The sequence below is a fragment of the Epilithonimonas caeni DSM 17710 genome (genome assembly GCF_000426465.1).
GTDB lineage: Bacteria > Bacteroidota > Bacteroidia > Flavobacteriales > Weeksellaceae > Epilithonimonas > Epilithonimonas caeni.
The window spans coordinates 597,268-623,567 of sequence record NZ_AUFK01000009.1 but is presented as its reverse complement, the minus strand read 5'-3'; the positions used below and the strand labels follow the sequence as shown (position 1 = coordinate 623,567).

Here is a 26,300-nt window from a genome sequence, read left to right as displayed (position 1 = left end):
TAGAAATATGGTGCTTAGAAAATGGCGGTTACTTCCCGATACAAAACTTGCTGAAAATATTTCCCAAAACTTCATCATTGCTGAACTCTCCGGATATTTCTCCAAGATATTCTAAAGCATTTCTAAGCTCATAGGCCAAAAGCTCGGTTGTGATTTGTGAACTTACTGCCTCATCAACTTGTTTAACTGAATTTAAGGACTTTTGTAAAGCTTCATAATGGCGCTGGTTGGTAATGACAACATTGCCTTCTTCAGATTTCAATTGTTCTACATAAGACGACAATTCATTTTTCAGGTCCTGAAGGTTTTGGTTTTCGACAGCTGAAATTTTTATAAAATCAAAATCAGTTGAGATTGCATTTCTGAAAATTTGTTCCAACTTTTCGTACTGAGTGGGAATGACTTCATCAATTTTTGTAGCACAGATGATCAGTTTCAGATCTTCTCTTAGCAAAGACTTTATCATTTCGATATCTTCCGAGAGATCTTCTGTTCCGGCATCTGCGAGATATACCAGAATCTCGGCATTTTCAACTTTTTCCTTAGCCTTTTTTACACCGATCGCTTCTATTTCGTCTACTGTTTCACGTAAACCGGCTGTGTCGATCAATCGGAAAGCGTGCCCTTTGATATGGAGAATTTCCTCGATTGTATCACGGGTTGTTCCGGCAATATTGCTCACTATTGCTCTTTCTTCTTTTAGTAGAGCATTCAGAAGGGTAGATTTTCCGGCATTTGGCTTACCAATAATTGCGACCGCCGTTCCATTTTTAATAGCATTTCCGTATTGGAAACTTTCGATAAGCGAGTTTAATTTATTTTCTATTTTATAAAGTAAGGATTTCAATGCGGTTCTATCAGCAAATTCCACATCTTCTTCCGCAAAGTCAAGTTCAAGTTCAATTAGCGAAGTAAAATTCAATAAGTCATTTCGCAGAAAAGAAATTTCATTGGAGATTCCACCTTTCAATTGATTAAGTGCCACTTTTCGGGATGCCTCATTTTCAGAAGCGATCAGATCGGCAATGGACTCTGCCTGTGACAGGTCGATTCTTCCATTCATGAATGCCCGCATGGTAAACTCTCCGGCTTTTGCCATTCTTGCTCCGTTTTTTATCAGAACTTCAAGGATTTTTTTCCCTATATAAGGCGAACCGTGAAAAGAGATCTCAACGGAATTTTCCGTCGTGAAAGTCTTGGGAGCATGAAAAACTGAGATCATGACTTCATCTATCGTTTCGTTTTCATCTTTAATGAAACCATAATGAACCGTATGAGATTCTACCTTTTCAAGATTTTTTCCTTCGAATATTCTATTGACAATTTCAAAAGATTCATTACCGGAAACTCTGATAATTCCTATTGCCCCAATTCCGTTGGCTGTCGCTAATGCGCAAATTGTATCCTGATTCATTGTACAAAAATAGTATTTGGAAAATTTAATAATACAAATTAAATCTCTTTTTTAATTATTTAAGAATTTAAAACAATAAATGCGGTCCCGAAAGACCACATCTATCAAACAAAAAATAACTTAAATTTATTATTTCCAGCCACCACCAAGCGCACGGTACAGATCAACAATACTGCTGAGTCGTTGTCTTTTGATGGATGCAAGATTCAATTCAGCTTGGAGAGAATTTCCCTGGGCTGTGATGACCTCCAGATAATTGACCAAACCACTTTTATAAAGTTTTTCAGCGCTTTGAATTCCGGATTTTAAGGTTGTTACTTGTTCACTGGCTTTTTCTTCCTGAGCTTTAAGGCTTTCATTAGAAACCAAAGCATCGGAAACTTCACCAACGGCATTCAGAACAGATTGACGGAAAGCCAGAACATTTTTCTCTCTCTGTATTTTTGCGACATTCAGGTCTGTTTTCAATTGTCTTTTCTGGAAAATTGGCTGAGTAATTCCACCTAAGGCTGAGCCAAACAAAGACGCCGGAATCTGAAACCAGTTATCAAACTTGAAAGAATTCACGCCTCCGTTTGCAGTGATTTTCAAAGACGGATACATATTAGCTTGGGCAATTCCAATCATAGCATTGGATTCCAACAGAACCAATTCCTGCTGACGAACATCTGGGCGACGGCTTACCATTGCGGCAGGAAGTCCTGCAGAAAAATTCTGAGGTAGGGAAGTGTCGGACATTTCGATCGTTCTGTTGATTTTAGTCGGGTTTTCACCAACCAAAATACTCAACGCATTTTCCTGAATTTTAATATTCTGTTCCAATTGCGTGATCAGGAGTTCCGTATATTCTTTTTGTGCTTTTGATTGCTGAACACCTAAAGACGTTGCATCGCCGCTTTGCCAGATTTTTTCTGTTATGTTTAATGTGTTTTTACTTAATTCTAAATTCGATTTTGCAATTTCCAATTGTTTATCGAGCATCAGGAGATTGTAATATCCTTGCGCAATTGCTGCCACAACTTGGGTTTGAATAGCTTTGGTCGCCTCATAAGTCTGCAGATATTGCATTTTGGAAACCTCCTGCTGATTCTTGATTTTTCCCCAGATATCAGCTTCCCAAGACAAATTAAACGCAGCATTGTAATCTTCAACATAACTTTTTCCTAGAAATAAGTTGATGCTTTGTCCATTCAGACTATTGTCGGAAGGTCTTGTGATTTGACCAGTGACTCCAAATCCAACCTCAGGATATTGCATATATTTTGCCTGTTTCAGTCGTTCTTGTGAAGAAGCAACCTGTTTCAGGGCAATCTGCAAATCATAATTATTTTTGATTCCTTTTTCAATCAAACCCTGCAAAATCGGGTCATTGAAAAACTGTTGCCATTCTAGATTCGCTACGCTTGCCGTGTCAGCCGTTGCCGTATATTGGAATGTTTCCGGAAGTTCCGGGCTCACTTTATCCAACGCTAATTTTGGCATACAGGAAACCGCACTTGCCACGACTACCGTTGAGACCAAAATCTCTTTTATCTTAGTTACTATTTTCATTTATTTTTCTTTTGTATCAATTATTAAAAACAATTTTTTTGGGCAACCTAATCCGCCTGTAGTTTATCCTGAGCTTGTTGAAGGGTTCCCGCTTTGTCACTCTGAAGCTCTCGAAGAGTCCACTCAGGACGGGATGCGTGTGATTTGCTACTCCAAAACAATGTCATTAATTCAATTTTTGATGTGGTTTTTATCGCAAAGGCGTAAAATTATCCTTATAAATCTTCTTCAAGTCGCAAAATAAAATCGAAGATCTTAAACTTTGTGCCTTAAAAGCATAGAATCATTCAAAATACTTTTGCGCCTTTGCGTTTAAAACTTAGATTAAATTCAAAGCTGCTTTTTCTTTTTTCAGCTTACGTTTCTTCTTGCTTGGCATTTGCTCGTGCAGGTATTGAAAGATCACGTACATCACCGGAATAATGAAAATCCCGAATACAACACCTGTAAACATTCCGCCAACCGTACTGATGCCGATAGAGTGGTTTCCTTTTGCAGCCGCACCCTGAGTCCAAACTAGCGGAAGCATCCCGATAATGAACGCAAATGAGGTCATCAAAATTGGTCTTAATCTCAATCTCGAAGCTTGCAATGCAGATTCAATCAAGGTTTTCCCTGCTTTTCTTCTCTGAACGGCAAATTCCACAATCAGGATAGCGTTTTTTGCAAGTAATCCAACTAGCATGATCAATCCAACCTGGACATAAATGTTATTATCAATTCCAGCCAATCCGGTGAATGCAAACACTCCGAAAATCCCTGTCGGAACAGTTAAAATAACCGCAAACGGAAGAATGTAACTTTCGTATTGAGCTGCCAATAAGAAATACACAAACAAAATACTTAAAAGGAAAACGAAAGCCGTTTGTCCACCTGTTTTGATTTCTTCACGCGTGATTCCTGTCCATTCGTAACCGTAACCTCTTGGAAGCGATTGTTTTGCAGTTTCTTCCACAGCTCGGATAGCGTCACCTGTACTGTAACCCGGTTTCGGTGTTCCGTTGATTGTTACAGCGTTGAACAAGTTGTTTCTTGTAACAGTTTCTGGACCGAAAGTTCTTTTCAAAGTCACTAATGTTTTCACAGGAACCATTTCGTTCTGATTATTTTTGACATATATTCCGTCCAAAGAATTGGTGTCGGTACGGTAAGGAATATCCGCCTGGGCCATCACCCTGTAATATTTCCCGAATCTATTGAAATCTGAAACGAAACTACTTCCATAATAGATTTGCATCGTCTGCATCAGTTCTGAGATCGAAACACCTAACTGGTTGGCTTTATCGGTATCAACATCAATTGTATATTGAGGATTGCCAGCTGCGTAAGTTGTGAATGCAAATGCAATCTCGGGACGTTTCATCAATTCTCCGATGAAAGCCTGAGTCGTCGTTCCCAATTGTTCAAAAGAGCCATTGGTTTTATCCTGAAGCATAAACTCGAAGCCGGAAACATTACCAAATCCCTGAACTGTCGGGAAGTTGAAGAAGAAGGCATTCGCATCTTTTACCTGAGACACTTTTCCTGTCAATGCTGCTGCGATCTGGTCCGGGTCTTTCATATCGCCGCGGTCTTCATAATCTTTCAGCTTGATGAAACCTGCAGAGTAGGGTGAAGCATTGGCGTTACTGATGAAATTCAGTCCATCTGCCACCCAAAGATGATTGGTAGCGTTTTCTCCTTTTACAATTTTGTCAATTTGTTCCGTAGCTTTGTGTGTTCTTTCCAATGAACTTCCCGGAGGTGTATTCACAGCATACAACACGAAACCTTGGTCTTCGGTTGGGATAAAGCCGGTCGGCGCTTTTTGGATCAGGAAAATACTTGCAGCGATGATGATTCCTAAACCTCCGATAGCAACCCATTTGTTCTTAATTAAAAACTTAAGACTGTAGATGTATTTTCTGGTCATATTATTGAAAGCCACATTGAAAGCATTGAAGAATTTAGCACCAAAACCTTTCTTTTGACCGTGTTCGCCGTGCTCTCCCTGAGGGTCATTCAGGAATAACGCGCATAAAGCCGGACTTAATGTCAATGCATTAACAGCAGAAATCATAATAGCAATTACCAATGTGAAAGCAAATTGTCTATAAAAAACTCCCGCAGGACCTTGCATAAAACCAACCGGAATAAATACGGCACACATTACCAAAGTAATTGAAATAATAGCACCGGAAATTTCTGACATCGAGCTCATTGTGGCTTGTTCAACAGGCATTCCCGTATGTTCCATTTTGGAATGGACGGCTTCCACAACGACAATTGCATCATCGACGACAATTCCAATGGCGAGAACCAAAGCGAACAACGTCAGCATATTGATACTGAATCCAAACAACTGCAGGAAGAAGAATGTCCCGATGATCGCCACAGGAACCGCTATCGCAGGGATCAATGTCGAGCGGAAATCCTGAAGGAAAATGAAAACCACAATGAATACGAGAATAAATGCAATCACTAGCGTTTCTACAACCTGATGGATAGACGCATCCAAAAAGTCTTTGGAATTGTACATAATAATCGGTTTCACACCTTTCGGAAGTGTTGTCTTGAATTCCTCAACCTGCTTTTCGATTTCAGTTAAGATTTCGTTGGCATTAGAACCTGCAGTTTGAAGGATTGCGAAACCAGAAACCGGTTTTCCGTCAACTCTGTTCGCGGCAGTGTAAGTATAAGAACCAAATTCTACTCTCGCCACATCTTTCAGTCTTAGGAAAGAACCGTCATTATTGGCTTTGATAGCAATATTTTCGTAGTCTTCATTCTTGCTCAGTTTACCTTTATATTTTAGAATGTATTCGTAAGTTTCTTTACTTCCTTGTCCAAGACGGCCTGGTGCTGCTTCCAAATTGTGGTCTTTAACCGCATTCAGAACTTCCTGTGGAGAAAGATTGTTGGCTGCCAAACGGTCCGGCTTCAGCCAAAGTCTCATCGAATAATCCCTCGTCCCGAAAACCTGGGCCTGCGCCACGCCCGGGATACGTTGCAACTGCGGAATAATGTTGATTTTCATATAGTTCTGCAAGAATAATTCATCATATTCTTTCGGGTCTTCACTATATAATCCCATAAACATAATGAAGCTGTTCTGAACTTTCTGAGTCGATATTCCCGCCTGGACAACTTCCTGAGGAAGCTGGCTCATCGCTTTGGAAACACGATTCTGGACATTTACCGCAGCATTATCCGCATCCGAACCTTGTTTGAAAAATACGCTCAAGGTCATCGTTCCGTCGTTACTGGAATTGGATGTCATATAGGTCATATTTTCAACACCATTCACTGCTTCCTCAATAGGAACGGCAACGGAACGTGCAACAACTTCAGCATTTGCACCCGGATAAAATGCCGTTACCTGAACACTTGGCGGTGCAATATCAGGAAACAATGTGATCGGCAGATTGAAGACCGACAATGCTCCCAACAGCAATAATATAATGGAGATGACCGTTGAAAGTACCGGTCTTTCTATAAATTGTTTTAACATACTAGTTTAATTTTAAGTTGCTTATAGCGATTAGCTTTTGGCCAATAGCTTTATCATAAATAGTTTTTCAATCGAATGGCTAAAAGCCAGAAGCAAAAGCTATTTTACAAAGGATTGGCTTTTAACAAGCTGTCAGAAGAGATCGTTTTCGGTTTGATAAGAACACCGTCTTTCAAGTTTCCGATTCCTGTAAATACGATTTTTTCACCTTTATTCAATCCTTCAGAGATAAAGTAATAGTGTTCTGTCTTACCAGAGATTTTCACGGGTTTTCCGGTCACTTTGTTATCTTTTCCAAGAACATAGACGTAAGTTTTATCCTGAATTTCGAAAGTAGATTCCTGTGGAATTACGACTGCATCTGATAATAATTGCGGCATACGGACACGGCCTGTATTTCCGGTTCTCAAAGTTCCGTTTGGATTCGGAAACACGGCACGGACGCTGATAGCTCCGGTTGTTTTATCGAATTGTCCGTCAATGATGCTCATTTTTCCTTTTTCAGGATAATTGCTGCCGTCTGCAATAACCAAATCGACTGCCGGCATATTCCTCAATTTTTCTTCAAGCGTTGCTCCTGCATATTTCTTTTGGAAAGCAATGAAATCCAATTCACTCAAAGAAAAATAAGCATAGATTTGACTAATGTCTGATAGCAAAGTCAATGGAGTAGCATCGGTTCTGGAAATCAAACTTCCTTTTTTGTAAGGAATCCGTCCGATGTAACCACTCACAGGTGCTGTAATAGTTGTAAATCCGACATTGATTTTACTCCCTCCCAACGAAGCTTTTGCCTGAGCAGCGGCTGCAACGGCGGCTGCATAATTGGCTTTTGCAGTTTTCAGTTGAACATCGGAAACTACTTTGTCTGCCACTAAAGGCTGAAGTCTGTCCACTTCTACTTTAGCTTTTTGAATATTGGCATTGGCAGCCTGGAGATTGGCAGATGCCATGTTCATTTGTTCGCCATAAACGCGTGGGTCAATTTTGAATAACGGCTGACCGGCTCTTACGAAAGAACCTTCTTCCACATAGATCCTGTCCAGATAACCGTCCACTTGTGAACGGATCTCTACATTGTTTTTACCTTCCAGAGATGTAGGGAATTCCTGGTAAGTAGTAGCAGGAGAAGTAATAACGGTATAAACCGGAAGCTCTGGCGTAGGGAAAGCCATTGCCGTATTGTCTGCGGCTTTTGTACAACTTTGTAAAAAGATAATACTCGATATAAGTACAATAAGTTTAGAATTGTTAGTTATTTTCATTTCAAGTTTTTAAGTGTTAATTTAAGTAATAGTGTAATTGAATTAAATATTGTTAATTTATCTAACATTGTTAGATTTTAAATCAAAAATATTAGTGTCTGGTTTTACATTGTTTCCATATTTAGAGAGTTTATGTGATTAATTAATTTAGACCTGAATATTGTTCTTTTTTACTGACAGTATTAAATGTTGGTAAAAATTGATATTTCAGATTTATTATTTGTTTTATTAGTTAAATTTAAATTAATACTGCGTTAATATTCCTAACAGTGTTAATTAAAAATTTAAAAAAAATTATAACGATTTTATATAAGCAGCAACGGTCTCATCAAGCGTTGTCTTATTCATCGTAGAAGGGATGTCATCATTACGCATCATCATGATCGAGATCAAACCATGAACCGCTGAAAACAAAGCGTGTGAAGAATGGCAGGCGTTGTCCGGATTAGATCCTTTTTTCTTTATGATGTCATAAGTACAGTCATAAAGCAGATCCTGAAACGAAGAAAACTCTTCCTTCATCAATCCTTTTCCGCTACACTGCATTCCCAGTCCAAACATCAGCTGATAATACTCCTTATTCTTGAAAGCAAATTTCCAATAAGCATCCACGATCGCAATAAGTTGCTCTTCTGGAGTATCGTATTTTTTCTGTGCTTTCAGTAATTCGATGTGTAATTTATGAAAACCATTCAAGGAGATTTCAAACAAAATGGCTTCCTTGTTTTCGAAATAATCATAAACCACGGGCGCACTGTATTCTATGGCATCAGCAATTTTTCTGATAGAAAGAGAAGCCCAGCCGTCGGTTTTGGCCAAAGAGAAAGCGGCATCCAAAATATTGGCGCGTGTTGATTCTTTTTCTCTTTGTCGTCGTTCGTGTACTCCCATTTTAGTTTTCCTAACAGCGTTAGCAAAATTATGAACTTTTTGGTTTAACTTCCAAATAAAATTTAGGTTTTATATATTAATTTAAATTGAATTTGGATTTAATGATTTGTAAATCAGTTGTTTAATTGTAGTTTTAAATTGTTTTGCAGGGAAGCGAAACAATAGAACTTTATCCAGGTCAAAAAAAATTACCTTCTTTAAAAATCTTGGAAAATAATTTAAAAAAAATAATTATTTGTAAATTGTAACATGATCAGGATAAATTATTTTTAATAAAATACCTTTATAGTACGGTATTTGTTATAGCATATTCTGTAAACCATCAAGATTTGAAAAAACTCAATAAAGGAAAGCTGTTCAGACGTTTTATCAGAACCATAATTGCTATTTTGGTTCTTTTTGTTTTGCTGATCTTTAGCTTAAGGCTTCCATTTGTACAAAATTTTATCAAGGATAAATTAATTGTCTTTCTCGAAGGGAAAATCAAAACCAAAGTCAGCCTGGAAAAGGTTTATATTGGTTTCCCGAACAGTTTGGTCATCGAGAATCTGTATCTGAAAGGTCAGAAAGTTGATACGCTTTTGGCCGTGAAAAAGTTTGATGTCGGTTTGGATATGTGGCAATTGATCAATTCCAAGGCGGATCTTACATCTATCGATCTGGAAGGCGTTCGTGCGAATGTCGTCCGTGATCCAAAAGGGAGATTCAATTTTGATTATATTATTGATGCGTTTGCGACTTCTGACAAAGAAGAAAGTCCATCCAAACCTTTTATCATCTCTCTTGATAAAATAAAACTGAAAGATATCGGCGTTACCTTTAACGATCAGCAATCTAAAAATGATATCAAAGTTTACTTCAATTCATTCGACACCCGTGTGAAAACTTTTGACCTTCAAAACAACAAATATGCGGTCAACAATATCGATCTTGACGGTTTGAAGTTAAAATTGAAGCAAGATCTTATTGAAGAGGTTTCCAAAAATGTAGAGGAAAAAGTAGATTCTCTCAATCAGAAAAAACCAATGCAGTTGGGCTTGAGCGGAATCAAATTGACCAATTTCAACATCGATTATGGTGATGATAATACAAAGACATTTGCAAAAGTCATTTTCAAAGAATTGAGTACGAAAGTCAACAATATTGATCTTCAGAATAATGCTTATGACGTTGATAATGTTTATTTATCGGACGCAAATATAAATGCCAATTTATTCCTTCCAGCTTCCAATACGAGCCCGAAAGAAGAAGCAACTAAGATTTCTAAAAATACTACGGCGGAAAAAACGATGAAAGTCCTTCTTGGAAAATTGATTTTCGATGATGTGAGTATCGCTTACAACAATACAGCCGTGGCGCCAACCGGATCAGGAATGGATTTCAATCACCTCAATTTTGGAAAACTGAATATTGATGTTCGGGATTTCAAAATGGAAAATAATGGTTTTGCAGGACGTGTGAAATCTGCGGAGATTCAGGAAGAAAGAGGTCTTGATATCCAGAAATTCAATACCGATTTTGTTTATTCGGATAAGGAAGCTTATTTGAAAGATCTTTATCTTCAAACGCCAAAAACGGTTTTAAGAGACGAGGTTGTCCTTAATTATAATTCCATCGAGCAATTATCTGCAAATCCCGGAGCGATCAAGGTTTCTGCAAATATCAAAGATTCAAAGATAGGTTTTTCTGATATTCTGAATATCGTTCCGACACTTAGAAATACAGCGCCATTCAACAAATACCCGAATGCGATTCTTTCCGTCAATGCTAATGTCAAAGGCTTGGTGAATGACCTTCTGATCAACGAACTGAAAGTTTCTGGCCTTGATGAGCTTCGTGTCAATGCGTCTGGAAGGATTCGGAATGCTATGGATCCAGGCAATTTGTATTACGATTTGAAGATCGGCGAATTGGCTTCATCCGGAAGAACGATTTTTAACTTGGTTCCAAAAGGAACGATTCCATCTAACATTTCCTTGCCTTCACACTTCAGTATCAAAGGCTTTGCTAAAGGAACTACGAAAGTTGTCAATACCAATCTCAGTTTGTATTCCACGCTTGGAAATGCCGGGATCAAAGCGCAAGTTGACATGCGAAGAAAGAACCGGGAGTTGTATGACGTGAAAGCAAACCTGCAAAATCTACAGATCGGGAAGATCATTCAAAACAAAGACCTTGGTGGAATCACCGCTCAGATCTCTGCAAAAGGCGAGAGTTTTGATTTCAAAAATGCGAATGCCGATCTTGTAGGCAATGTCCAATCGGCTACCTACAAAGGTTACCGTTACCAAAATATGAATTTGGTTGGCAAGATCGATCGTGGTGCTTACAATATTGTTCTCATTTCCAAAGACCCGAATGCAAACCTAAAATTGACCGCTTCGGGAGTCTATGACGACAAAAATCCAACGGTGAAAGTCAATGGAAATATCAACAAATTAGATCTGAATAAATTAGGATTTTACAGTTCACCAATGATTTTGGCTGGCGCGATCGATGGTGATTTCAAAAGTCTTGACCCAGATAATCTGAATGGATATCTGAATCTTAAAGACTTCGCTATTTCTGATACGAAGGAAGTTTATCCAATCCAGGAAATCAATTTAAATGCACTTTCTACATCTGATTCTACTCAGATCAGATTCAATTCTCAGATTGCGGATGTGGATCTGAATGGCAAATACAAATTGACCCAGATTTTCGGTGCTTTGTCGCAAACGGTGAACCAATATTATCAATTCCAAAAACCTGGAAAAACTGCTAAAATTGATGCAGGACAATATTTCACAGTGAATGCAAAGATCAAGAATGATGATCTGATCAGAAAATTTGTCCCGGACCTGAAGAGTTTTGAAACGATCAATATTACAGGAAATTACAATGCGGATTCTCAGAAAATAGAACTCGATGCAAGAATTCCGCAGGTTTTATATGGCACAAATTCGCTTGAAAATACAAGCTTGAAAATTACCAATCAAGATCAGGCTTTGCAATATGATCTGGATGTCGCGGCTTTGAAAAGTGAAAGTTTTGCCTTGAACAAGGTCAATATAAATGGCGATGTTGCTGATAATATCATCAACTACAACATCACAACGAAAGACGGGAAAGATCAGACACAGTTCCTGATTGCTGGAAATGCCAGATCAATTAATGACATTACCGAGATTTCCTTAAACCCAAATGGTTTGAAATTGAATTATATGGATTGGGCGGTAGCTGATGGTAACAAGATCCAGATCAGAAGCCAAGGGATTTTTGCGGATAATTTTAGATTGTCAAATTCCGGAAGTGAAATTTTAGTACAATCAGAAAGCAATTCTCCAAATAGTCCATTGAATATTACTTTGAAAGATTTCAAAATCGAAACGATTACAGAGATCATCAAAAAAGATTCGTTGTTGGCAAAAGGAACGATCAACGGAAGAGCGCAGTTGCGAGATCTGAGCAAGAAAATGAGCTTCAATGCGGATATCAATATTTCTGATCTTTTTGCTTATGGAAGTCCTGTTGGAAATCTTTCTTTGAAAGCCAATAATACTTCGGCAGATATCATCAATGCTGATATTGCACTTTCCGGGAACGAAAATGACGTGAAGATCACAGGAAATTATAATACTTCCGCCAGTAGTTTTGATTTGAATCTTGCAATGAACCAACTTCAGATGAAAACGCTCCAGGGCTTTTCTATGAATGCGATAACGAATACGGAAGGCTATCTTTCGGGAGACCTGAAAATCACAGGCACTACAACTGAACCGAAAATTCTCGGCGATTTAAAGATGAACAATGTCGGATTGATGATTGCGCAAACAGGAAGTGATTTCAGAAACATCAATGATAAAATCTCATTCACAAACCGAGGAATTGAGTTTGATGATTTCAAGATCAATGACAAGGATGGAAATTCGCTTAAGATCGATGGTCAGGTGCTGACTCAGACTTACAGGGATTTTGCCTTCAATCTTGACATTAATGCCAAAGATTTCAAAGTTGTGAATTCAGAAAAATCAAATGACGCTTTGATGTACGGGATCTTGTCCATCGATGCTGCTTTGAAGGTTAGAGGTAACCTCGACCTTCCAAAAGTTGATGGAAGGCTGGCCGTTTCTGATGATACAGATTTTACGTTTGTTTTGCCCCAGTCAAGTCCATCGTTACAGGAAAGAGACGGTATTGTGGAATTCATAGACCAAGATCAGATTGCTCTTAATAAAACCATTGTCGCAGATTCGCTGGCTGCCAAAAACAAGATCAAAGGAATGGACGTCAGTGTGAATATCGAGGTCAGCAAAGAAGCTAAGATGTCAATCATTATCGATAAGGCTAACGGTGATTTTGTGAAACTTCAAGGTGAGGCGGAGTTGACCGGCGGAATCGACCCATCCGGAAAAACCACTTTGGTTGGTGTTTACGAAGTAGAGCAAGGGAGCTACGATATGACCGTAAGCCTTTTGAAACGCAAATTCGAGATCCAAAAAGGCAGTACGATCACTTGGACCGGCGAACCGACCGCAGCAACGCTTGATATCACGGCTGTTTACAAAACTCAGACCGCACCTTTGGATCTGGTGGAACAGCAGATCGCTGGAGAGACGCCGGCTACACTCAATCAATACAAACAGAGAATGGAATTCAATACGTTGCTTCAGATGAAAGGCGAATTGCTAAAACCTGTCATCACATTTGATATTACAACCGATGAAAAGAATAATTCGGTTTCTACAAATGTTAAAGATATTGTAGATCAAAAACTCACCCAACTCAGAACCGATGAAAATGAAATGAACAAACAGGTTTTTGCCTTACTTCTTCTGAATCGTTTCATCGGTGAAAATCCTTTCGAAAACAGTGCCGGGCTTTCCACAGAAACTTTGGCGAGACAAAGCGTGAGCAAGATATTATCTCAGCAATTGAACAATCTGGCTTCTGATCTGATCAAAGGTGTTGATTTGAATTTCGATTTGGAATCCTCTGAAGATTATTCGACAGGAACTCAAAATACAAGAACAGACCTGAACGTCGATATCAGTAAAAAGTTACTCAATGACCGTCTGAAAGTCTCTGTCGGAAGTAATTTCGGACTGGAGGGCGATGCCAGACAAAATGAAAATACGACCAATATCGCAGGCGATGTCACCATAGATTACAGCCTTTCCAGAGATGGCAGATATATGCTGAGAGCTTATCGTAAGAACGAATACCAGGTGGCTTTGCAAGGTCAGATCGTGGAAACTGGAGTTGGTTTCATCATCACTTTGGATTATGATAAATTCCGGGAGATCTTCCAGAGTTCGAAGCGGGAGAAAAGAAAAAAAGAACGAGAAAGAAATAATAACCAAGTAGTAGATTTTAAATAATGAAGAGCAGATTTCCAATCCATCTAAGACCAATAGTTGCTTTGTCATCCATCGTGGTTATTTCATCTTGCAGTAATACCAAATTTCTGAAAGACGGACAAATGCTTTACACAGGCGCCGAAGTTAAGATCGAAAATGACAGCATTACGAAAAAGAAAAAGAAAGCTTTGAAGGCTGAACTCGAAGAAAATCTGACCCCGAAGCCTAACTCAAGTTTTCTTGGATTAAGACCAAAATTGTACGCTTACAATATTGCAAAAGAACCAAAGAAAGAGAAAGGATTCAATTATTGGCTGAAATATAAATTTGGGGAAAAGCCGGTTTTGCTTGGCGATGTTGATAAGGAATTCAACAAGGATATTTTGGTTAATTATTCCGAAAACAAAGGTTACTTCAATGCACAGGCGACTTACGATACGGTTTCGAAAAACAAGAAGGCGCAGGTCATTTATACAGTTAAGCCTGGAAATCAATATTTGATCAGTCAGGTTAAGTTTCAGGAAGATTCTACTTTGATCAATCAGGAAATTCAGAATTTGAAAGACAAATCTCTTTTGAAAGTCGGAAATTCATTTGATCTTGGTGTCATCAAAGCTGAACGGGAAAGAATTGATAATGGATTGAAGGAGAAAGGTTTCTATTATTTCCATCCGGACAATATCATCGTTCAGGCAGATAGTACGGTGGCAAAAAATCATAAAGTAGAACTGAATGTCAAACTGAAGGAACAAACACCCGATCTGGCAACGCAACAATTTTCCATTGATAAAGTAGTGGTTTTCCCAAATTATAACATTCGTGATGTGAAAGATGGAAAGTATAGTGTTCCGATGAACGCAGATTCCCTTTCCAAATATGCTTACGAAGATATCTATGTGATCGATCCGGAACATAAATTCAAACCGAGGATCTTTGACCGCGCTTTATACTTCAAACCAGGAGATGTCTATAACAGGAAAGACCATAATCTGACCTTGAGCCGACTGATCAGTTTAGGCGTCTTCAAATTTGTGAAAAATGAATTTGTGGTTTCAGATTCTGTGACGCATAAATTTGATGCTTACTATTTGTTGACACCAAGACAAATTCAATCATTGCGTCTGGAGACTTTGGGACGAACAAACTCGGCCAATTATGGAGGAGGAGAGGTGAACCTGAACTGGACTCACCGTAACTTCTTCCGAGGTGCTGAGCAATTCAAAGCGGCCGTTTATGGCGCTTTCGATGTCCAGTTGGGCGGACCAAAAGATGCAAACAACATCATCAGGGTTGGTGCGAATACACAACTTTCTATCCCGAGAATTGTGGCACCTTTCCGTTTTAATTCCTCTAGTGCTTTTGTTCCCAGGACGAATATCGGCCTTGGATACGAATATCAAAGCCGAACGCAATTGTACACGCTCCACAATTTCAATGCATCATTTGGTTACGTTTGGAAAGAGAACGTAAGAAAAGAACACGATTTGAAGGTCATCGATATCACGATGGTCGCACCTCAAACTATTACTGATAAATATCAGCAACAGATTGATGGAAACCCAGCAGAAGGGATTCCTGCCAATCCAACTTTGCAAAGGGTAGTGGATAAACAATTGATCTTCGGGCCAACTTACACCTACACTTATACGAATACAACCTCGCCAAAAACCAACACGATCTATTACCGTGGAATGCTTGATCTGGCAGGAAATATTACCGGACTTTTAACAGGTGCTAATGCGAAAAAGGGTGATCAGAAAAATATTTTCGGAGTTCCTTTCAGTCAATATGCGAAGATGGAACACGATTTCAGATTCTATCACAAATTCAATGAGAAGACGAATTTCGCGTCCAGAATTATCGCCGGAATTGCCTATCCATATGGAAACTCAGAATTTGTCCCTTATTCCAGACAGTTTTTTGTTGGTGGAAGTAACAGTGTCCGAGCCTTCCGGGCAAGAACACTCGGCCCTGGAAGTTATGACCCGAGAACCCAGAATGCGACTTTCTATTTCGATCAGTCTGGTGATATCAAATTAGAAATGAATGCAGAATACAGAGCCAATATCTACAAATTCCTGAATGTTGCAGCGTTTGTAGATGCAGGAAATATCTGGTTGGTGAATGATGATATCAATGAACAGGGGATCAATACAAGACCAGGTGCAAAGTTCTCCAAGGATTTCCTTAATGAACTGGCTGTTGGAGCAGGTGTTGGGCTTAGACTGGACTTCTCAATTCTAGTTTTAAGATTAGATCTTGCGATGCCATTGAGATTGCCTTATTACGAAAAAGGAGACCGTTGGGTTCTAGATAGAGTGAAATTTGGGGACAGTTCTTGGCGAAAAGACAATCTGATCCTGAATATTGCGATCGGATATCCATTTTAAATTATATCTTAGCCAAAGCTTGATGAACGTATTTTTTGCCTATGAATGAGTTTTCAGAATTCTACAAAACATTAGAAGTTGATAACGGGCTTCTTTTCATGTTGATGCTCATGAGCGTCTTCGTAGCTATTTTCCATACAGTTATTCTGATGGGACTTTATGAGATCGATCTCAAACCAAAATGGCTTTTCTTTGTTCTAAATCCTTTATTGATCTGGCTTGCTTCATTATATGACAGCAGATCGGGAGCACTGGTTGCAATTCTTCTGTTTCTTTCTGTGTTTGTTTTAGGAATTCTCGGGATGATTGTCTCAGCGATCAGAAGCGGACTTCAAAGTTCCAAGGAAGAAGATGAACGCAGAAAACGAAGTGGAAAACCAGCACTTCCTATTTGGAAAAAGATCTTATTGACTTTGTCCGGGTTGTTTTTCTTTGGGTTGGTCCTCTCATTAGGTGTTCCATATTTCATTATCATTGTGTTCATTATTCTTCCGTTTTTAACATCTTTAAAACCAAATAACAAGAAAAGGTTCTACAAATTCCAGCGTACACTTCCGACCTCCAATATCCGCTCTGTGGCAATGGGATTGGCAGAGATCTCCGGAACATCAAAGACAATTGAGCCGGTGATGGCGCGTATCGGAAAAAAAGAGTGCATTGGCTATCTTTATACGATAGAAACTGTAAGCACGGACAAAGATGGTAAAGATTCTTACTCTTTGGAATCTTCGGAAACCATTTGTAATCCTTTTTTCCTACAAGATAAATCTGGTCAAATCAAAGTGGTAACCGATGATATTGAGTTCATAGATTTTGAGATTGATGAGCAATATCAATCCTCGATGAAGCGATACACGCAATATCTCCTGAAAGAGGATATGGAAGTTTTACTCATAGGTAAAGCTGGTTTGCAGGAAAATAACGAACCTGTTTTTCAAAAGGAAGAGATCAAAGATGTTTTCGGGATCTCACCTGTAGAAAGTGTGGAAAATTATAATACGTTACGACCAATTCTACAATCTGCCGGATATTTCGTCTATTTTTGGGTAATTCTCATTGCGCTTATTTTTCTGACACCAATTTCTATTAAAAATAATACGTTGGTATTTGGAAAGATCAATATGGATCTGCCTTTTCAGAATTCGAAGCCTGTGAGGTCTGTTACAGATTTTTATGATAATATCTACAACAGTTATGAACAGAAAGAGCAGGATGGGAATATTTACCGGAAAGAAGCCGACAGTGCTGAAGTGACACAACCATCGGAATAAATTTAAATTAAAAAAATAAAAACTATGATACAGATTTTCGCTTATGTCATCATCGGACTGGTCATTTTAGGACTTTTGAATGTGATTGTCTCCACTTATAACAGATTGGTGATGCTCAAAAATAATGTTGATAAATCCTTTGTCAATATCGATGTGCTTCTGAAGCAAAGAGCCGATGAAATACCGAATCTCATTAAAGTAGTCAAAGAGTCGATGAGGTTTGAAGAATCGATGCTGACGAAGTTGACAGAATTGAGAACCAGTTTTCTAAACGCCAATTCTGTTGAAGAAAAAGTGGAGTTGTCCAATCAGATGCAAGATCAGTTGAAATCGATTTTCGCCGTTGCAGAAAATTATCCTGATATCAAAACCAACCAGAATTTCCAGTTGCTTCAGGGTCGTGTCTCTCAGATCGAAGACGCCATTGCAGACCGAAGAGAGTTTTATAATGAAAGTGTGACGATGTACAACATCGGAATCGCAGAATTTCCCAATCTGATTTTGGCAAAAATGATGCTTTACGGAAAAAAACAACTGCTTCAGATCACCGAACAAGAAAAAAAATACGATGGAATTACCTTCTGAGATCATCAACATCATCCAAAATATTGATGCCGAGCCCGGAACATTAGTTGCTTTTGCCGCTTTCCATCCTTTCGCATTGATCGTTCTTATTGTCCCGCTTTGGATCTTGAAAAAGATTGGACTCTATAAACCTGTTCAGAATTTGAATGTATTTGGCTTCTCCGTAGTTGTTATTTTTACAGTTGGCTGGTTACTTGGTTTCGTTTCTCAGATTTTATTGATGTTCATGGGAGTTTCGGGACTCAAAATGCTGATGGTCTATCTTTCCATGTATCTCTGCATCACTGCTTTTGTTATTGTGAATGCAGCAGGTTTGAGAAAGAAGTTCGATCAGAACCAATTGAAAAAGAAACCTGTGAATAGTTGATTATTATAGATATTAGGATATATGTCCCGATAAAATTTCGTTTTTTTGCAAAATCTTATTTTAACAGAAGTATGTCGAAGATTGATGATATCAGGTATTTTTATGATGAAGAAGTGAATGATGCTTTGCTAAGTGTTGCCAAACATCCGATGATGAAAGCACTCATGCAGTTTACGTTTCCGGACCATGATGAAGATTTTTGGCTTGATGAGTTTAAAAAAATACATTCCATAAACGATTTTCAGAATCGGATCATATCCCATAGCGTTCGTCAGATTCTTAATACAAGTTCCGACGGTCTGACTACTTCCGGATTTGACCAATTGGATAAAAATACGGCCTATCTGTTCATTTCCAATCATAGAGATATTGTACTGGACACCTCTTTGCTGAATCTGGCATTGCTGGATAACGGATTGATCCTTACTGCATCTGCCATTGGAGATAATCTTGTCCAAAAACCTTTTATCAATATTTTGGCAAAATTGACCCGGAATTTTTTGGTACAAAGAGACCTGCCAATTCGGGAGCAGCTGGGCAGCTCGAAAATTCTGTCAGAATATATCCATGATCTTTTGAAGAAAAAAAATCGTTCTGTCTGGATGGCACAGCGAGAAGGGCGGGCCAAAGACGGTAATGATCTTACACAACAGGGGATTCTGAAGATGTTGGCAATGGCCAGTGGCGATATCCCGTTGACCGATTTTTTTAAAAGCCTGAAGATAGTCCCATTGTCAATATCTTATGAGTATGACCCTACAGACGCATTAAAATTGCCGCAACTGATAGCAAGATCAAGGAATGAGGCTTATGCGAAAGATGATGATGAAGATTTCAAAACAATTCTGAGCGGTGCCTTGGGACAAAAAAAACATATCCACCTGCATGCAGGTCATATTCTAAATGAAGAATTGGATGGCATCGCATTGCAATATGAAAATAAGAACAAGCAGCTTCAGGCGATTGCTCAGGTCATAGATGATTCTATTATAAAAAATTATAAACTTTGGCCCACCAAATATATTGCTTACGACTTTCTCCATAAAACTGACCAATATTCTGAGCATTATACAAAAGAGGAAAAACAATTATTTGAGAGACGTTTGGAAATGCGTATCGATAGTTCCGATGAGATCCTGAAAAATAGTTTTCTTGAGATGTATGCCAATCCGGTTACGAATAAGACCAAACGAGACTTATGAAGTAAAATATGAATTATCCTGAATGATTTAAAATATCAGTTCTTTCTGGACAATGTTTTAAACCATAATTCAAGGTCTTCATCTGCTGGTATCTGTAACTTGTTACGGAGGTTCTGTCGTCTGTTTCTAACAGTATTTATTGATTTAAAAGTGTACAGCGCTATCTCTTTTGTCGTGAAACCTAGAAAGAAGTATGCACAAAGTGTTAATTCTGATATTCTTAACTTGCTGTTTATGGAAAGTATGGCGCTTATCACTTCCGGATAGACTTCCTGGAAACGTGTGAAAAATTCTGGATTGTTATTTTTTGCCAAAGCGAAAACATCATCAAAGGATTGATTGATTTTTTGTTCCATGTTTTTGGTGTTTTCTTGGTAACGCAGGGCAATTTCTTCCTTTTGCTGAATAAGCATTTCTTCCTTTTGAGAAGATATTTTTTTTAAATGTTTGAATTTTTTGGCCTTTCCCTTATATAATAACCATAAAGTTACAAATAGAATGCTTGCAACACCTGTTATCATGATTATTGTATAATTTGCTTTTGCGTCTTTTTTTGTGAATTCATCTTTTTGATCCGAAAGGATAGAGTTGATTATCAAATTGGATGCGGAAAGCATTTCGGATTTCAAATTGTTTTGAAGCTCAAGAGATTGTAATTTATATTTTTCTTCCAGAGGCTTATTGCCTAAAAGACGATACGCATGGCTCATCTTTTGATAAATAGAGGGGATCTCACTTTTTAATTTAGTTTGTTCAGATATTTCTAACGCTTTTTTGTAATATATTATAGCTGAATCATTTTCTTTATGATAGATCATCAAATCACCGTAGGACTTATAGGTGTATGAAAGAAAAGGGTAGTTGTATTTTTTTGCTGTACTGATTGCTTTGTTCAAGAAGGATTGAGCAGCTTTTGGATCGTTTACGGATAGATAATAATTGCCCAGTTCTACATAATTATTAATAATGTTTGGAAGGTATTTTTGAATTTCCAGTGTCCCCAATATCAATTGGTTTTCATTAAGATAATGAAATGCGGAATCAGGTTTTTCCATTGATTCATAGATCAAAGCGATGTTTTCATTAATTAGAGTTCGAGCAAATTTTTTTTCAGTTTCATCCTTTTCTAATTCAGGAATGATTGCTATTGCTTTTTTGCTTTCGGAAATGGCATTTGGAAGTAATTTCATATTGCCATATATACGACTGCGAATCCTTCTTATCTCAAAATTCAAATTCGGGTCTTTTAGAATTCGATTTTCATTTTGTGCCTTCTCAAGGTATTCTAATCCTTGTTTATAGATGCTTAGTTCCGTTAGGCACTGGGCAATGCGAAAATTACCGATAGCTATTCCGCGCGAATACTTTTTTTGATTGCTTGATTTTAGCGCTTTCTGTGAATATTTTATCGCTGCAGGCAAATTAAACTCTGTTGTTTTTATGTACGAAGAATCTAACAGGGCTTCAATTTCTAATATTTTTTTTTGTTCATTTTGCGAAAAAAAAATAACAGGAAAATATAAAAATATATATAGTAAGATTTTATTCATAGTATTAGAGGGCTAACTTATTCGAACAAACAAAATTAATATTATAAATTATTTTGATATAATGATTTATGCTGGTCATCATTTTATATTTTTTGTAAATATCTATCGAATATTTTTATTATAACATATTATGTTTATGAGTTATTGGGATTCATTTTATAGTTATCAATTAAAAACCACCCTATCTATATTTTTTACAAATACGACCAAGAGTGGTTATTATAGATCATGTAAAATTCAGTTGATTCATTATAGATCAATCGTCAATACTTTTTATTTATTCTAAGGTTTCCAAAAAGTCCATATCGTACCGTTGTAGACAGCCAATTGTCGATTGGTTGTGTCATATACCATTATTCCCGCGGTAGGGTTCATCAGGTTCAAATGTGGACTTGCTATTTTTGGCAGAACCATTGCCTTATTGGTGTCTGTCAAAACAAGGATTCCCGAAGTTATATCGCTTTCACCGTTTACGCCTATGGTTACTTTTGCACTGTTTGATTCTTTTTTATCGTCTTGTAATGAAGAGTCAACGTTATTGAATTGTGTGAACGTAATGTCATTATTCGATTTGTCTTTAACTGTCAACGGAAAAATTGGGTCTCCTGTAAGGTCAAACCATTTACCGGCTTTTTTGTATTTCATCTTTTTATCCGACAGATCAAAAATAATAGTTCCATCTACGATTGTTTCCTGCATTCCCCTGTATCCTGAACCTGTTGTAGAATTATAGGCGACAGGATTATTTGGTATTGTAGATACCCATGGGACAACAATTCCTTTGGCATTATCCACAGAATCATAAAATTCAAGGGAAATATCAGATTCAGCCGTTGTTGATTTTTTACCAATCGCTACCTGGGCAAAGACGGTAGTTGTGTATAGTATTGATAGTACTGTAATACTTTTTTTCATTGTTTTTATTGTGTTTAGAAAGAAAGATATAGAGGTGATTTTAGAGTTTTCACCTCTGCTATCCTTTTATTTGTTATTGATTTGGGCAGGCCTGTGTATTGAAACAATGCCAAGCTGCGGTTGTTGAGCCTTCTTTGATAGTATATATTTTAAGACAATCTGCTTCCTCATCATAAACCATCATTCCCTCAATAGGATTGGAGATCAGGCTTAAGTTTGCTGTTGTAGGAATTCTGTTCACTACAAATCCCTTTTCTTTGGATTCCAAAACAGTCCATGCGCCCTTGCGAACCATTGGCCAGTTATCTGCATCATCTTCACCAGCCCTTCCTAATGCTGATATACCATGGTCGGTCGCTAATGTTATTCCTCCTGTAGCACCAGGTTTGTAGCAGAAATTAGAAGACGTGCAAGTGTTTATCAAGCTGTTTTGGGAACTACCAATTGTTTGCCCTGTAGTATTGCTATAGTTGGCAGGTAAAGTTGAAAACTGAGGAATCCCATTGCTGTTCACGCATACTGAACTGGCACATAGATTTTCATTAGGAGCAGTGGAACCGGTTCCTGCTTTTACAGTACCTGAGGCATTTACAAGCTGAGGAGTCGTAATGTCGGCACCTCCTTCTATAGCATCTAGACAGCCGTCATTATCGGAGTCCAGATCCAATCTGTCGGGGATTCCGTCACCATCAGTATCACATTCAACAGATCCGATCAGTTTAAAATCATCATGTCCTATAGTTGCGGAAGAACCTCCATTAACTGAATGAAAATATACTCTGAATTTATAAGTTTTGCCCGGTTGCATATAGAAAGTGCCATTGGTTACATTGTAAACCAGATCTCCCTGATTGGGACTGTAAGCTTTATCTCCATGCAGAATATTGCTCGTAGAAAAATTATCATCGGATACCCTTAATAAATAATAATATTGTGTGTCTTCTCCCGTCTGAGAGGAGTTCATCGAATAATATCCAACACTTTTTATAGCTACATATTGGTTAGGAGTTACTGCATATTCTATATACTCATTATTTGCTATGGCTTGAGATTCATTAACAGCATTGATTCCTGAAAGTTGCTGGTAATTATGTGAAGTTTGAAGTGTTCTGCTTAATCCTGCACCTGCAATACTACTGGATGCCGTAAGAGCTGATGTGTAGATCGAAGCTGTATAATTTCCGCTATTCCAGTAAATAATAAGTTGTTGTGAAGTATTGGAACATTCTTCAGTATCTAAAATCCCATCGTTGTCATCATCCAGATCACAGGCGTCAGGGATTCCGTCCCCATCACTGTCCAAAGGGGTAAGGTTGGTTATAATAATAGGATTTGAAGCAGAACTATAACAACCACCTGTGCTGCTATAATAAAATGCATAATATGTTCCTGCGCCAGCCTGTGTGATCTGAGTTCCAGAAAGTGGCGTCCCTGTATGTGTGCTATTTGTAAACCAGACTAAAGATGTCCCTGATGGAACTGTTCCTGTATGGGCTGTGTTAAGGTCTGTATATTTTGCAGGACAGGAGTACGACAGGTTTTTTACAGATGGCGCTGCCAATGTAAGATTAGTTACAACAACAGCGTTTGAGACAGAACTGTAACAGTTTCCTGTACTGCTATAATAAAATGCATAATATGTTCCTGCGCCGGCTTGTGTGATTTGAGTTCCAGAAAGTGGCGTCCCTGTATGTGTGCTATTTGTAAACCAGACTAAAGATGTCCCTGATGGAACTGTTCCTGTATGGGCTGTGTTAAGGTTTATATAATTTGCAGGGCAGGAGTATGACAGATTTTGGACGGGTGGAGCAGTGGTCGCAGGATTAGCTACAACAACGGAATTTGAAGCCGGACTATAACATCCGTTTGTGCCATCATAATAAAAGGCATAATATGTTCCTGCGACAGCTTGTGTAACTTGAGTTCCAGAAAGCGGCGTTCCTGTATGTGCGCTATTTGTAAACCATACCAATGATGCGCTGGACGGAACCGTTCCCGTATGTGCCGTGTTGAGATTTATATAAGTAGTAGGACAAGAGTATGATAGGTTCTTAACTGTAGGCGCTGTAGTTCCTGCTGAACAAGCTGGTTTTATCGATACTCCGCATATTGCCATAAGTGAACCTGCTAAGCCGCCATTTCCATTTATGGTCAAACTGGTATATGCATTAGATGCAGATATTTTGAACAGCCCACCGCCGCCGCCACTTGTTCCACTTGTGTCAAGAGGAGCCCCTGCACCGGAATAAATGGTGTTACCGCTTATTGTAGAATAACAGTTGGTTCCAGCCGTAATGTTAACTGTACCTCCATTGGAATTGAATACAAAATTTTCATTATAAGAAGTGTATCCGCCTGTTCCTGTCGCGGTTAAAACAACTACCAGGTCATTAACCGGCTTGTTGAAATTTAGCGTGATACTCCAGGGACTGTAGGCTGTTGGGTTCCATAGGTCTCCAGCACCTACAAGTAATGAATTGTTGGATGTGGTAACTGCTCCTGAGCAACTGGACCAAGCACCATAAGAATAATTTTGAATATCACCTGTATAAGTAGTGGTGACGGTCACACCGTTTACCACCACAGAGCCGGATCTTGGTATATTTGTAGTTCCTCCACTACATGTTACCTGTGCATTACCATTTATACTCGATAAAAGAAAAAGCATCAGGACAATTATTTTTGTGTTTTTTAATATTAATTTCATTTTTTCCCTTATTAATGTTTATTTCTTGTTTTTTCAAGTGGATTAACTGAAGAATTGTATGGCAGATGCTCTAGTCTTAACCATTTTCTACTGCTGGCATCGTAGTAATAATATCCCTTTGCGGTGATGTTATTGGTCCTGCCTTGTGGCTTAGAATCCGGTTCTGATATAAATACGACTTTCTTATCCGTGAATTCAAAGTTGTCGGCAGTCCTGAGTTCATCACCTGTCCATATCTCGGCAATGAGACCTGTTTTTGTTGTATTATGAGTGTTGTTGTCAACTTGTGAAAAAGCTGATATGGAAAATACGGCAGAGATCATGAAAATGATTTTTTTCATTTTTAGAATGTTTTTGATTTTAAAGATTGGTTTTTGGAACAATTATGATATTCACTTTTACATGGCTTTGTAAATAGTGACTATGCCATACTAAAGCGATTACATTATTTAATTCCATTAAATTTTGACATAAGAGTATCTAGGTCTTCAGAAAGATGTATTTCCGAAAACCGAAATGCTTGAGATTGGAATCAATCTCTATATCGGTGCTTTATTTATTAAGGATCGGGCAAATTACTATCCGTTTCAAGAGCTTTTAAAGCTATTGATGGTTTTGTTTGTACTTAGCCAAGCCTTTTCAAACTTTTGTCTATAAAACAGGAAATGGAGGAGGACGAACAGAATATAGAACAGATTCTGGTTTTAGGATTTTAATATTATTGGTATAAAAACCAAGGAAAATTACTAGAAAAGTAAATAAAGTAAATTTTACAAAGTCGTTTATAGCATATGCTTTTGACTTGGAATTTTGAGGCGAGGTGATTGTTGCAACGTCTAATTTTCCAGCTTTTTCAAATAATAATTCTGATGAGAATGGTTTTGGGATGAACTTGTGTGCGATGATAGCTTGTTTTATCATCGTACTTTTTTGTTTCTTTGGCTTAGAAGTCGTTACAACTGGAGTTGCTTTAGTTTTTTTCTTCTCTTTTTTGTCAGGCTTACTTTTAATTAAAACAATTTCTATATTATCGCTTAAATTAGTGATCACTACACCTTCAGTTACATAGATCTTGGCCTTTTCAGGCTGAGGACTTTGTTCTTCTGATGACTTGGATATGTTATCAGCATTTGAAACAATATCCTCGTCAATATGAATTTTGGCAAAGCCGGAAATAGAAATAAGTAATAAAAATGTACCAAAAGCCCTCACAAAAAATTGTGAAACCATAGTGTTTTTTTTCATCATTTGTGTTTTTCAATTCCTACAGGTATCTATAAGAATTGATGTGCAAATGAAAAAAAAACGACTTTATTATCAATGATTTCTATATACTATAATTGTACTATTTTGTTTTAAAGTA

16 protein-coding genes are annotated in these 26,300 nt (G+C 38.0%); 6 read left to right on the top strand and 10 right to left on the bottom strand.

From position 1 onward, the window contains the following. Positions 1-28: 28 nt before the first annotated feature. The 5 genes from mnmE to K319_RS0103985 form a co-directional block, all read right to left on the bottom strand. A complete protein-coding gene (gene mnmE / locus K319_RS0104010; protein WP_027382456.1) occupies positions 29-1,414 on the bottom strand; it encodes a tRNA uridine-5-carboxymethylaminomethyl(34) synthesis GTPase MnmE in 1,386 nt (461 codons plus the stop codon). 129 nt (positions 1,415-1,543) lie between these two features. Then, positions 1,544-2,965, bottom strand: a complete 1,422-nt coding sequence (locus K319_RS0104005; RefSeq protein WP_027382455.1) for an efflux transporter outer membrane subunit — start codon at positions 2,963-2,965, stop codon at positions 1,544-1,546. Positions 2,966-3,284: 319 nt separating this feature from the next. After that, a complete protein-coding gene (locus K319_RS0103995) occupies positions 3,285-6,455 on the bottom strand; it encodes an efflux RND transporter permease subunit (protein ID WP_027382454.1) in 3,171 nt (1,056 codons plus the stop codon). Positions 6,456-6,559: 104 nt separating this feature from the next. After that, on the bottom strand, positions 6,560-7,720 hold the full coding sequence (locus K319_RS0103990; protein ID WP_027382453.1) for an efflux RND transporter periplasmic adaptor subunit: 1,161 nt from the start codon (positions 7,718-7,720) through the stop codon (positions 6,560-6,562). 294 nt (positions 7,721-8,014) lie between these two features. Next, positions 8,015-8,611: a TetR/AcrR family transcriptional regulator gene (locus K319_RS0103985; RefSeq protein ID WP_027382452.1), complete on the bottom strand. Its 597-nt coding sequence runs from the start codon at positions 8,609-8,611 to the stop codon at positions 8,015-8,017. Positions 8,612-8,940: 329 nt separating this feature from the next. Between K319_RS0103985 and K319_RS0103975 the strand changes: the two genes are divergently transcribed. The 6 genes from K319_RS0103975 (at position 8,941) to K319_RS0103950 (ending at position 19,765) form a co-directional block, all read left to right on the top strand. After that, a complete protein-coding gene (locus K319_RS0103975) occupies positions 8,941-13,971 on the top strand; it encodes a translocation/assembly module TamB domain-containing protein (protein WP_051230411.1) in 5,031 nt (1,676 codons plus the stop codon). After that, the gene (tamL, locus tag K319_RS0103970) at positions 13,971-16,340 is read left to right on the top strand and encodes a translocation and assembly module lipoprotein TamL (RefSeq protein ID WP_027382450.1); all 2,370 of its coding nucleotides are present in this window, start codon (positions 13,971-13,973) and stop codon (positions 16,338-16,340) included. Before K319_RS0103975 ends, tamL begins: the two co-directional genes overlap by 1 nt. Positions 16,341-16,381: 41 nt before the next feature. Next, entirely contained in the window at positions 16,382-17,611 is a 1,230-nt protein-coding gene (locus K319_RS0103965) for a UbiA family prenyltransferase (RefSeq protein WP_027382449.1), read from the top strand. Between the two features lie 24 nt (positions 17,612-17,635). Then, entirely contained in the window at positions 17,636-18,196 is a 561-nt protein-coding gene (locus K319_RS0103960) for a LemA family protein (RefSeq protein ID WP_027382448.1), read from the top strand. Then, positions 18,180-18,563 (top strand): hypothetical protein, encoded by a 384-nt coding sequence (locus K319_RS0103955; protein ID WP_027382447.1) that lies wholly within the window; start codon positions 18,180-18,182, stop codon positions 18,561-18,563. Before K319_RS0103960 ends, K319_RS0103955 begins: the two co-directional genes overlap by 17 nt. A 71-nt stretch (positions 18,564-18,634) precedes the next feature. Continuing rightward, a complete protein-coding gene (locus K319_RS0103950) occupies positions 18,635-19,765 on the top strand; it encodes a 1-acyl-sn-glycerol-3-phosphate acyltransferase (RefSeq protein WP_027382446.1) in 1,131 nt (376 codons plus the stop codon). Positions 19,766-19,800: 35 nt separating this feature from the next. Here the strand turns inward: K319_RS0103950 and K319_RS0103945 are convergent, their stop codons facing one another. The 5 genes from K319_RS0103945 to K319_RS0103925 form a co-directional block, all read right to left on the bottom strand. After that, on the bottom strand, positions 19,801-21,315 hold the full coding sequence (locus K319_RS0103945; RefSeq protein ID WP_027382445.1) for a tetratricopeptide repeat protein: 1,515 nt from the start codon (positions 21,313-21,315) through the stop codon (positions 19,801-19,803). 282 nt (positions 21,316-21,597) lie between these two features. Next, positions 21,598-22,230 carry a hypothetical protein gene (locus tag K319_RS0103940; protein ID WP_027382444.1) on the bottom strand — a complete coding sequence of 211 codons (633 nt, stop codon included), beginning with the start codon at positions 22,228-22,230 and terminating at the stop codon, positions 21,598-21,600. A gap of 73 nt (positions 22,231-22,303) precedes the next feature. Beyond that, positions 22,304-24,937 (bottom strand): hypothetical protein, encoded by a 2,634-nt coding sequence (locus K319_RS0103935; protein WP_027382443.1) that lies wholly within the window; start codon positions 24,935-24,937, stop codon positions 22,304-22,306. An 11-nt stretch (positions 24,938-24,948) separates the two neighbouring features. Next, positions 24,949-25,278, bottom strand: coding sequence for a hypothetical protein (locus K319_RS0103930; RefSeq protein ID WP_156907043.1), 330 nt, complete (start codon positions 25,276-25,278; stop codon positions 24,949-24,951). Between the two features lie 310 nt (positions 25,279-25,588). Then, positions 25,589-26,185 (bottom strand): hypothetical protein, encoded by a 597-nt coding sequence (locus tag K319_RS0103925; protein WP_156907042.1) that lies wholly within the window; start codon positions 26,183-26,185, stop codon positions 25,589-25,591. Positions 26,186-26,300 lie beyond the last annotated feature (115 nt).

Bases quoted from the DNA above. Each gene is read 5' to 3' on its own strand.
- mnmE (WP_027382456.1), bottom strand. From the start codon at position 1,414: ATGAATCAGGATACAATTTGCGCATTAGCGACAGCCAACGGAATTGGG.
- K319_RS0104005 (WP_027382455.1), bottom strand. From the start codon at position 2,965: ATGAAAATAGTAACTAAGATAAAAGAGATTTTGGTCTCAACGGTAGTC.
- K319_RS0103995 (WP_027382454.1), bottom strand. From the start codon at position 6,455: ATGTTAAAACAATTTATAGAAAGACCGGTACTTTCAACGGTCATCTCC.
- K319_RS0103990 (WP_027382453.1), bottom strand. From the start codon at position 7,720: ATGAAAATAACTAACAATTCTAAACTTATTGTACTTATATCGAGTATT.
- K319_RS0103985 (WP_027382452.1), bottom strand. From the start codon at position 8,611: ATGGGAGTACACGAACGACGACAAAGAGAAAAAGAATCAACACGCGCC.
- tamL (WP_027382450.1), top strand. From the start codon at position 13,971: ATGAAGAGCAGATTTCCAATCCATCTAAGACCAATAGTTGCTTTGTCA.
- K319_RS0103965 (WP_027382449.1), top strand. From the start codon at position 16,382: ATGAATGAGTTTTCAGAATTCTACAAAACATTAGAAGTTGATAACGGG.
- K319_RS0103960 (WP_027382448.1), top strand. From the start codon at position 17,636: ATGATACAGATTTTCGCTTATGTCATCATCGGACTGGTCATTTTAGGA.
- K319_RS0103955 (WP_027382447.1), top strand. From the start codon at position 18,180: ATGGAATTACCTTCTGAGATCATCAACATCATCCAAAATATTGATGCC.
- K319_RS0103950 (WP_027382446.1), top strand. From the start codon at position 18,635: ATGTCGAAGATTGATGATATCAGGTATTTTTATGATGAAGAAGTGAAT.
- K319_RS0103945 (WP_027382445.1), bottom strand. From the start codon at position 21,315: ATGAATAAAATCTTACTATATATATTTTTATATTTTCCTGTTATTTTT.
- K319_RS0103940 (WP_027382444.1), bottom strand. From the start codon at position 22,230: ATGAAAAAAAGTATTACAGTACTATCAATACTATACACAACTACCGTC.
- K319_RS0103935 (WP_027382443.1), bottom strand. From the start codon at position 24,937: ATGAAATTAATATTAAAAAACACAAAAATAATTGTCCTGATGCTTTTT.
- K319_RS0103930 (WP_156907043.1), bottom strand. From the start codon at position 25,278: ATGAAAAAAATCATTTTCATGATCTCTGCCGTATTTTCCATATCAGCT.
- K319_RS0103925 (WP_156907042.1), bottom strand. From the start codon at position 26,185: ATGATGAAAAAAAACACTATGGTTTCACAATTTTTTGTGAGGGCTTTT.